The organism is Lysinibacillus sp. EB271-A1-10B, from assembly GCF_058791335.1.
Map to the genome: position 1 here is coordinate 1 of NZ_JBYTDL010000026.1, position 10,240 is coordinate 10,240.

The 10,240-nt window shown below is 39.1% G+C and carries 5 protein-coding genes; all 5 read right to left on the minus strand.

Features of this window, described 5'->3' with window-relative positions:
* Nucleotides 1-449 precede the first annotated feature (449 nt).
* Nucleotides 450-2,639 carry a DNA topoisomerase III gene (locus tag AC3WSK_RS22590; RefSeq protein ID WP_427484806.1) on the minus strand — a complete coding sequence of 730 codons (2,190 nt, stop codon included), beginning with the start codon at nucleotides 2,637-2,639 and terminating at the stop codon, nucleotides 450-452.
* 387 nt (nucleotides 2,640-3,026) lie between these two features.
* Complete coding sequence (locus AC3WSK_RS22595; RefSeq protein ID WP_427484808.1) at nucleotides 3,027-4,100, minus strand: glycosyltransferase family 2 protein; 1,074 nt, start codon at nucleotides 4,098-4,100, stop codon at nucleotides 3,027-3,029.
* Between the two features lie 424 nt (nucleotides 4,101-4,524).
* Nucleotides 4,525-5,283, minus strand: a complete 759-nt coding sequence (locus AC3WSK_RS22600; protein WP_492414609.1) for a hypothetical protein — start codon at nucleotides 5,281-5,283, stop codon at nucleotides 4,525-4,527.
* A gap of 1 nt (nucleotide 5,284) precedes the next feature.
* Nucleotides 5,285-9,067 carry a DEAD/DEAH box helicase gene (locus tag AC3WSK_RS22605; RefSeq protein ID WP_492414610.1) on the minus strand — a complete coding sequence of 1,261 codons (3,783 nt, stop codon included), beginning with the start codon at nucleotides 9,065-9,067 and terminating at the stop codon, nucleotides 5,285-5,287.
* 119 nt (nucleotides 9,068-9,186) lie between these two features.
* Nucleotides 9,187-9,741, minus strand: a complete 555-nt coding sequence (locus tag AC3WSK_RS22610) for an NADPH-dependent FMN reductase (protein WP_049667893.1) — start codon at nucleotides 9,739-9,741, stop codon at nucleotides 9,187-9,189.
* Nucleotides 9,742-10,240 lie beyond the last annotated feature (499 nt).

Genomic DNA, 10,240 nt, shown 5'->3' on the forward strand with positions numbered 1-10,240 from the left:
GTTCACCAACTCAAGGTTAGCTATTAAAAACTTTATTGATTACGTTTTGCTTGTTCAGTTTTCAAGGTTCATTGTGTCGCTGTTTTCTCAGCAGCAACTTTTATATAATATCATGTCGTAAACTCGCTGTCAACAACTAATTTATTTAATGTAGATGTTGTTTTCAGTAGTTATCTTAACGACTTGTATAATATTACTCTCTTAATCTAAAAAGGTCAACACTTTTTCTCAAAAAAATTAAAAGTTTTTATTTCATTAAGAAACTTCCTATTTAATAGCACTTCAAAAAATTTAACAAGAAAAGCTAGAACTCAACCATTTTCCTTTCTTTTTATTGGTCCAAGTATATAAAGCCCAGAAAATTTTACTGTCCGTAAAACTTTCCGGGCTGCCTATTATTTAACTAAAGCTTTGTCTCAACCACTTAAATAACAATCTATCTTATACTGCTAATCAAACTTCATCCCTTTTAATAAATCTGCGAACGCATTATTAATCGGTTCAGCTTCTTTTTCTTGCTGCTTCATGTATTTTTGCACGCTACGTTTATCTACTTTGCCGCCACCTTCTTTTTTACGACGGGCTTCAAATGCAGATAATTTTTCACGATAACCACATTTACATACGAAGATTTGACCATCACCTTCACCACGAAGCTCTAGTTTTTTCTTACATTGCGGGCATCGTGCGTTTGTAACACGTGATACGTTTTTACGATGACCACATTCACGATCTTGGCAGACAAGCATTTTACCTTTTTTACCGTTGACTTCAAGCATTGGCTTGCCACAATCCGGACAGGACTTTGTTGAAATATTGTCATGCTTGTACTTTTTATCGCTCCCTTTAATTTCAGCAACTATTTCTTGCGTGTGCTTTTTCATTTCATTGATGAACACGTCTTTTTTCAACTTCCCTTTTGAAATGAGCTCAAGCTTTTGCTCCCACTCGGCTGTTGTCGCAGGAGAACGTAATTCTTCAGGCACTAAGTCAAGTAACTGACGACCTTTGGATGTAATGTAAATTTCTTTGCCGCCACGCTTTTCGATTAAGAATGAATTAAATAGCTTTTCAATAATGTCTGCACGTGTTGCGACTGTGCCTAATCCACCAGTCGATTTCAATGTATCCACAAGCTTCTTATCGTTCGTTTCCATATACTTCGTAGGATTTTCCATAGCCGACAGTAATGTTGCCTCTGTAAAACGTGCTGGTGGCTTTGTTTGACCAGATGTTTGGGCAATTAGCTTTGTCTTTAACACTTGGCCTTGTTCTAAACGAGGAAGTAATTGCTCTTTAACATCATCCGTCGATTCCTCATCATCAAAACGATTTTGATATACTTCTTTCCAGCCAACTTTTATAACTGTTTTCCCTTTGGCAATAAATTTCTCATGACCAATTTGAGCTTGTACAGTTAATTGCTCATATTCTTGTGCTGGGAATAATACAGCTAAAAATCGTTTTACTACTAAATCATAAATTTTACGCTCTTTATCATTGAACGCAGAAAAGTTCACATAGCCCTCAGTTGGAATAATGGCATGGTGATCAGATACTTTACTATCATCTACAAATGATTTATTCGCTTTAATCGGCTTTGTTAAGATTTTATTCGCGAATGTACGATATTCACCGATACCACATGCTTTTAGACGCTCAGGTAATGTGCCGACAATATCAGATGATAAGTAGCGAGAATCTGTACGAGGGTATGTCAACACTTTATGAGATTCATATAGCTTTTGCATAATATTTAATGTTTCTTTTGCAGAAAAACCAAATAATTTATTGGCATCTCGCTGTAATTCTGTTAGATCATAAAGACCTGGGGCAAATGATTTTTTAGGCTTGCGATCAACCGAAGCTATTTTTGCATCTTGATTGCCTAGTCCTTTAACAATAGCGTCAACTTTCTCTTTATTGAAGCTACGTGAATTACCATTTGCATCTTGCCATGTAAGCTTTAATGAATCTGTTTGCGCTTCAATACCGTAATACGTTTGTGGTTTGAAGTTTTTAATTTCATCTTCGCGTGCAGCAATAATTGCAACTGTTGGCGTTTGAACACGGCCACAATTTAGCTGCGCATTAAATCTTGTCGTTAAAGCACGTGTCGCGTTTAAACCGATATACCAATCCGCTTCAGAACGGGCAACTGCAGCAGCATATAAATTATCGTAGTTTTTACCCGGTTTTAAATTGGCAAATCCTTCTTTAATCGCTTTATCTGTGACAGATGAAATCCATAAACGTTTAATTGGCTTTTTCACATTTGCTTTGTCAATAATCCATCGAGCAACTAATTCACCTTCACGCCCAGCATCAGTAGCGACAATGATTTCATTTACATCATTACGAGTTAACTGTGATTTGACCGCATTATATTGCTTACCCGTTTGCTTCATAACGACTAGCTTCATTCGTTCTGGCAACATCGGAAGATCTTCTAAATTCCACGTTTTATATTTATTATCGTAGGCTTCTGGATCGGCTAATGTTACTAAATGCCCTAATGCCCAAGTAACTATATATTTGTCACCTTCTAAAAATCCATTCCCTTTTTTATTACATTTCAAGACATTTGCTATATCACGTGCAACTGAAGGTTTTTCAGCAATAACTACACTTTTAACCATATATTCGTACTCCTTTACTAACTATGTAATGTCTAATATACCATAAGTTCGGGGCAGCAATTGCTTTAGAGCCATCTACTTAATGTCAATCATAGTCGCTGGTGTTTGAACATCCGCTGAAAAAGTTAAAAAAGCAAATCCACGCTAATTGTGAGTTTGCTTTTTCTATGCTTCAAAAAAATGTTTACGACGAACTGCATACTCAAACTCTCAAAACATATGTTGAGTTAACAGAATGTTCACAAAATCGAAAGGGGATGAATGAATGGATGCTCGAACTTTCAGACCTCGGAATGTGATTTTTATGACGATCGTTGTTTTTGTATCAATGTTAATTGGTTACGGTATATATATTAATTTTATTGATGTTCCCTTCCCATGACGGTCTTACTTCTTTAACTGAGTTAACAGGTATGTTCTATTATCTAGTATGCGCTGATCTTTTGGCTTATATTTACGTGCTACCTCATTATGCTGATGTGCATTTTCAAAGAGACGCAAGCGATTGTATAACAAGCTTAACTGGAAATGCGGAAGCCATGTGGAATAAGCATGCTTTTGAATGCCCATCGTTTGTTCTTTAGGCTGTTGTAATGCTTGTGAATACCAGTAAATAGCCTCTTTATTTTTCATTTGTTCCATAAAAAAATGACCGATTCGACAGCATGTTTCTGGTCTTGGTCGATCATATAATAATGATTGTAATACAGCTTGTGTTGCTTGTTTTGTATCATTTAGCTGTTGATAGCAATCCGCTAAATTTAAGCAAGCTTCGATATGTTCGTCAGCAGTACCTTTTGCAGAATCAAGGAAACTATTATAGTGATTGATCGCTTCTAAAAATCGTTGATGCAATTTTAGTTCATTTGCGTAATGAAATGTTTCTCTAGCTGAAAATGGGTGCCCGTCTTTCTTTAAACGCTCATAAATAGTAATATTGCGATGAATATCACTTTTTCTTGGTAAATGCGTAACGGCTATATCGCTATGATAGAGCTGGCCTGTTACATCTAAATACTCATGGACGGCACCCTGCCACTGAAAATTACGTGCACGTTTTACGAGACGCAATCTTTTTTCACTTGATTCTACACAACCATCTGCATCGAGCGTTACATAATAATCCATGGAAACAGCATCGACGTTAGGATGATAGAGCGATTGCTTAAGTTGTAGAAATTTTCGCTGATGCTCTGTTGTGATTACGTCATCTGCATCGAGCCATAAAATAAAATCTTTCGTAGCTTGCTGAAAGGAAAAGTTACGGGCTTTAGCAAAGTCATCACACCAGGTAAAGTCGAAAATTCGAGAGGTATAGCTTCGGACGATATCTTTTGTACGATCAGTTGAGCCTGTATCAATAATATTGATTTCATCCACTAGATGTTGAACGGAATCTAAGCATCTTTCAATAATACATTCTTCGTTTTTGACAATCATACATAAACTAATCGTAAACATCGTTCCCCTCCTTTTTTGTAATAATATATGCGAGCTTAAAAATTTATAGAGGTCTTTTACCATTTTATCGCCTTACTTTTTGAATTTATCGTCATTCACCTAAAAAGAGTATGACTTCTCGGCAAAACGAGGGGTTGATTTCCGTTCCGACTGGGCGCTTTGTAGCTGTCGCACAGAAAACATCCGCTTCGCTCCAGGATCTCGGGCCAACACGAGGTTGGTCACTAAGGGGTTATCACAGGACGTGATGTTTTTAGCCTTCGTTCCTCTATATCGCTGATCCCCAAGGAGTCGCCCAGTCGTAACGAAGATCAACCACTTCACATAGCGTGGATCTTTTAGACAATATCACAAAGATATCCTTGACCATTTTTCCATCACTATGAAAAGCAAAAAACGAACGCTTTACACGTTCGTTTTTGTTTTATAAGTACTTCTTACGCCACTCTAGTTGTTCTTTTTCTGTGAGCTGTTGTTCTAGGTGTGGATCCCATTGATTTAACAACGCATTCCATACACGAACGAACATAATATCTTGTTCTTTATCGTGAAGGACAAATTCGAGGCATGGGCTATCATTAATTTGTTTAGCGTCGGTTTGCACAATTTTTGAAACTATTTTTTGTGAAGCTCCAACGCCAGCTTCTTCGCCATCCTCTTGCTGTAACGCTTCTATTAACATAGCTTCGTCGAATTGTTCCTGCTTCTCGGCCTCTTCATCCACATAACGATAGAGCTCTGGTAGATCATCATATTCTTCGATATTGCCATCATCGACAGCAAGAAATGCAAGATGGCATGGGCTATAGTAAAGGTTAGCCATTTCTTCATCTAGCTCCTCCTCGAAGATGCCACGTTCCAGTTGCTGCTGTCCTTTAGATGTTAATCGATAGAAGCCTTCCTCTTGCTCAATCAGACTTACTCGAGACATTAATGATACTAAATCCTCAATAAATAATGGATCGACGAGCAATAACTCACTTAAATCTTGCGCACTTGCAAAATCTGCTTCCTGTATGCTGATTAACAGCATAGTCATCAAGACATCCATAGTGGAACGACGAACGGGCTCATAGGTTACTTCTACTGTTCGAATCGGGATGCACCATTCATCGGTTTTGACGATTTTAATATTTCGATTTTGCTGAAGTTCACGCATTAAGCGCTGCTGCAGTTTTGACAATCTACATCACCTGTCCTTCATGATTACGCATGCCGTTATAGGATTTTACTGTATCTAACAGATTGCTGTACATCTCTCGTGTATCTTGATGCTTCGCACGTTTAGTAAACATTTCAGCACTTCCGACAAGTAGTAATAGCTCACGGGCACGAGATAAGGCAACGTTTAAGCGTCGGTAATCTTTTGCAAAGCCAACGTCTCCCCCTTTAGGTGTATTACGCACCATACTTACTAATATGACGTCCATCTCCATACCTTGGAACTTATCGACTGTCCCGGTTCTAAAATGAAGGTGTGGTAGCTGTAATTCCTGTTGCAGAAGGCGATTAATTTTCTTTACTTGCTCCCCGTAGAAGCTAATAACTCCAACGCTTTTTTGTGCATCTTGAGGCATGCGTCCGGCTGCTTTAGCTTCGATAACAGCCTTATTCAAATCAGTTAAAATGCGTCGAATAGTTTGTAATTCACCTTCATTATAACGACTCGTTCCGCCCTTTACCTGCTCCTCTAAATAAGGTTTTTCGGTCGGAATATCGACCCATAGCAAATGATCATCTCGGCTAACAAATTGTCCCTCTAAGCAATGGTCTCGCGCTGCATCTGAATCTGGTAAACCACATTGCAAGCCATTTTCCTCTTTCGCGTAAAACGGTGTAATACTATGCATAATTTTCTCATGCATTCGGTACTGCAATGCCAGCATTTGCTTATGCGTTTGCGGTAAGTTATTAAATAAACGTTCAAACAGCGATTCACGCAGCAAATTTTTTAATTCTTGCGCGCCGTCAAAGTTTGGATTTTCATCGAGCATCGCCTTTAATGTTTCTTCCAACGTATCATCTCCAAGTAATGGAGGTAGCTGATGATGATCGCCCACTAATATAATTTTCTTACCTTTCAGCATTGGCAATAATAGCTCTGGTGGCGTGGCCTTTGATACTTCATCAATAATGACAACATCAAATGTCGGATAGTTCTCCATAAATTCCTTGCTTGCTGAAGCCACACATGTTGTACCGATCACATTCGCGTGACGCACATATAATTTTCGAATTTCATCTAAATCATATTCAGTAGCGTTTTGCAGCTTGTCACGCCATTGCTCTTGTAATTTTTTTCGAAGAGGAAGCTGCTTCTCCTTGCGCTGTAATTCCTCTATCGCTACTTCGGAGGATGCAATTGCTTCCTCTACCTCCTCAGAAGTGCGCTCCGGTGTTGACTGTAGGAGTTTCGTGCAAGCTGTGAGCTGCTTCTCTTTCTTTAACCCAGCTATATTAATTTCTTTTATATTTTCCTCTACTTGTGTGAGTTGCTGTTCAATCTCTTGTAAGCTAGTCTGCGCTGTTTGAAGTGCCGCTTTCTTTGGTAGGAGCTGTGTATTAGCCTGCTCGACTGCCTCCAGCTGTTGACGTGTTGTTTGAAGAGAAGATTTCTCTTGCGATACAAGTATTTTCAAATGCTCTACAGACTCTCCTGGTTCAGTATCCATTTGAAATGTCTCAGCTAGTTGCTGAAGTCGTTCTGTATGCTGTAAATACGGCTGCAATTGTCGCTGTATGCTTTGAACGTCAAAGCTTGTAATCGCACATTCTTGATGTATTAAGCCACCAATACCTTTACGTAAGGACTCAAATTCCTGATTTTTATGGTCTTGTTGTTGTTTCAGCGCTACACCTTTTTGCCAAACAAAATCTCGACGCATATATAAACCGAGCAAGAAACTCTCAAGTTGCTCGGTAGATGGTGTTTGATCATTTTGAAAGGCTGTATTAAGCTGGGCAAAAACACCTGTTAGATTTTGCAACGAAAACGATTGAACAGGCTGCAATTTGCTTTTAGCAAGGGCACGTTCTTTTTCTTCATCCGATACTAACGCCTCAAGCTTTGCGATCGCCTTTTGTAGACGTGAATTGATAGTTGCCCATGCGTCTAAATCTTTAGCATCCTCTAAATGCTGTAAACGACTTATTTGCTGTGACAGCACATAAGACGGGCGAATTTGATAGTGCTGTAAAAATCGTTCGATTCGCTCATAAGATGTTAAATTACTGATGTATTTTTCGGCTTCCTTCATTAATCGAAGGCGATTATTTTCCTCTTCATATTTCAATTGGATATCTTTGAACTGCACTGCTAGATGCTGCTTTTGCTCTTGTAGCTCCTTAAATTGAGCAGCCGCTTCCAATCGCTCCATCTTTTGGGTAGTTTCTTCTATAGTAAGCTTCAGTTGCTCGATAGACGGACTTCCTGCAAGAGTCTGCTCAAGCGTTTTTACAGCAGGTTCGATTTGCGCCAGCTGTTTTCCGTAATGCTCTTTATGTGTCTCGTTCTCCTGCTGCTCGGTTTTTGCAGCCTTTAACTCTTTTTTTAACGCTTGTATTTCTTGCTGTAAAATGGGCTCGTCAATTGCGGCCTGTTCTTTTGCAGCTATTTCCTTTGTAATCTCCTCAAGCCATGCCTCAAGCTTTTCTAGCTCTTCTTCAGCCTTGGTAATACTAGATTTTAGTTCCTGTTCACGTTCTGTAAAGGCTATGATTTCCTCTTCTATTGCTGCGAGAGTTTGCTCACGCCACTGAAGCGCAACATTTTCCTCAATAAATTTTTTACCTTCTTCTTCAATGCTTTCCGTTCTACCATAGCGTAAAATTCGAATTTCTTGATTGGAAAGAAGTCGTCCTAAGGCATTATCTACAGCTAAATTTGATTGTGAAGCTACAAGTGTTTTTAAACCAGCCTTCACATTTTGCTGACAAATTTCAGAAATAACGGTTGTTTTCCCTGTGCCAGGAGGTCCTTGAATGACAAACAAATCTTCTACAGACAACGCGCCTAAAACAGCTCGTCGCTGATATTCGTTTAAATTATTGTGAAAATCAACATCTTCTCGTAGCTTGGATGTTCGAACTGTGGGACGCTTTTCAAATAGTATAGTCTCTAAATTAGGGTTAACGGCCTCGCCTTTTTCTAGCTTTGTAAAACCATTGCGTAATCGTCTAATTTGACTCAATGTCGCAAAATTACTAAAGCTCGCTTGCTTCGAACGAAGGTTAAGCTGACCTTTACGTGCTAAATCTTGCACAAAAGGCTTTAAGTCAATTTCTATTGTCTGCTTCCCTGCATTAGACTTTAATACTTGTCCAATTTCACCGCGTACTCCTTGAATGTTCACACTTAACCCTTCAAGTTTCTTCCATTCCTTCGATTTTATATAAGGGCAGACTATAGTAAGCCTAGAAAAATCTTCATTAAAATAGCTTTGTTTAAATTCTGTATGAATGTCATCAACTGTCGCATCACGTTCTTGAATTTTTAAAAAGCCTTCCCAGCTCGAGATACGCTTTTTCACATATTCTGTGCGCTCCTCGGCTATAGGTAGTTGTCTTATTTTTGTATGAAGATCAAGCGGAATCCCTGCTCCATTATTAGGTCTTGTGACAAATTGTAATGCCGCTGGTAAGCGACGATTTGTATTGATGGGGCCTCGCATATGTACAAAGCGTAGATTTGTAGCTAGCAACCCTTCAGCCTTTAGCACACAATCCATAATGGCTGTTTTCTCAGCAAGGACGTCCGTTAACTTTTCATTTTGCTCTGCATTAAAATAAATCGATAAAAACGTCTCACCAATTGTTTTAGCTTTACGCTTTTCGATATAGACGGTAAATCCTTTTTGCAAGGCAAAAAAGGCATGCTCATTTGCTGAGCATTCCTCTACCGCTTCCTTCGCCTTATTCGTCAATATGAGATTACAGCGTTGTTTTTCTAGTACAGCGATGTCCTGCATGAGCAGCCCTCCCTTCCGATTCACTAAAATTATATTTTATCACATCGCAAGAGGATACTTGAAAAGAAAAATCCCCTGCACAGTGATTTCCTTCCACCGCACAAGGGATAAAGATCTTATTAATGTTGATCAATCGGTTCTTTCGGCAATGTTTTGCTCATTTCACAATATTGCACAAAAACACGAGCCAATTCACGTAAACGATTATGAACATCTTCGTCTACAATATTATTATCTGCATCAAAATGAGATGTGTGTGTGTATACATAGTTCGGAGTCACAAGTGCACGGAAGTAGTCTAAAATTGGCTTTAGCTGATTTTCTACTACTAAATGGTGTTGATATGTGCCACCATTAGCCACGATAGATACTGGCTTATAGCGCATTGTTTTTGGATGCAAGAAATCAAATGCATTTTTCAAAACGCCCGGAATCGATGCTTGGAAAATCGGTGTAGCGATAATATATGCATCCGCTTCCTCAAACTTTTGAATCATTTCCTTCATATCATCATTTAACGGTGAACCATCTACAATTTGATGCTTATATTGACTAAAATGCATAATTTCTAATTCGAAACTAGCATCTAATTCTTTAATATATTGCTCCACTTGCTCTAAAATAGCACCAGTTTTACGACCAAACATCGTGCCATCAACGAGTAAAATTTTCATTTTCTTTTTGCCTCCACATTCATCTTCTACAATAATATTGTAACAAATGAAAAGAGGCACGAAAAGATTTGTAGTAGTTAAAACCTTAAATTCAGTCTTTAGGCGGAATGTGGTCTACACAAGAAATATCGCTTCGGAATAAAGACAATGGTATGGCGATTACTTGTTATTAAAATAATATTTGGCTCATAACGTGGGGTTGATTTCCGCTCCGACCGGGCGCTTCGTAGCTGCCACTTTGCTTTCGCTGCAGAAAACATTTGTTGTTGCTGTCGCTTCGTTTTTGAACAGAGCAAAGCTTCCTTAGGGGGTCCGATGAGCCGCTTCGCTTCGCTACTGGCGGGTATTCGCTCTGCTTCCGCGGGTATTCGCCTTGCTTCCGCGGGTATTCGCTTTGCTTCCGCGGATATTCACCTCGCTTCCGCGGGTATTCGCCTTGCTCCCGCGGGTATTCACTGCTCCCGCGGGTATTCGCTTTGCTTCCGCGGATATTCACCTC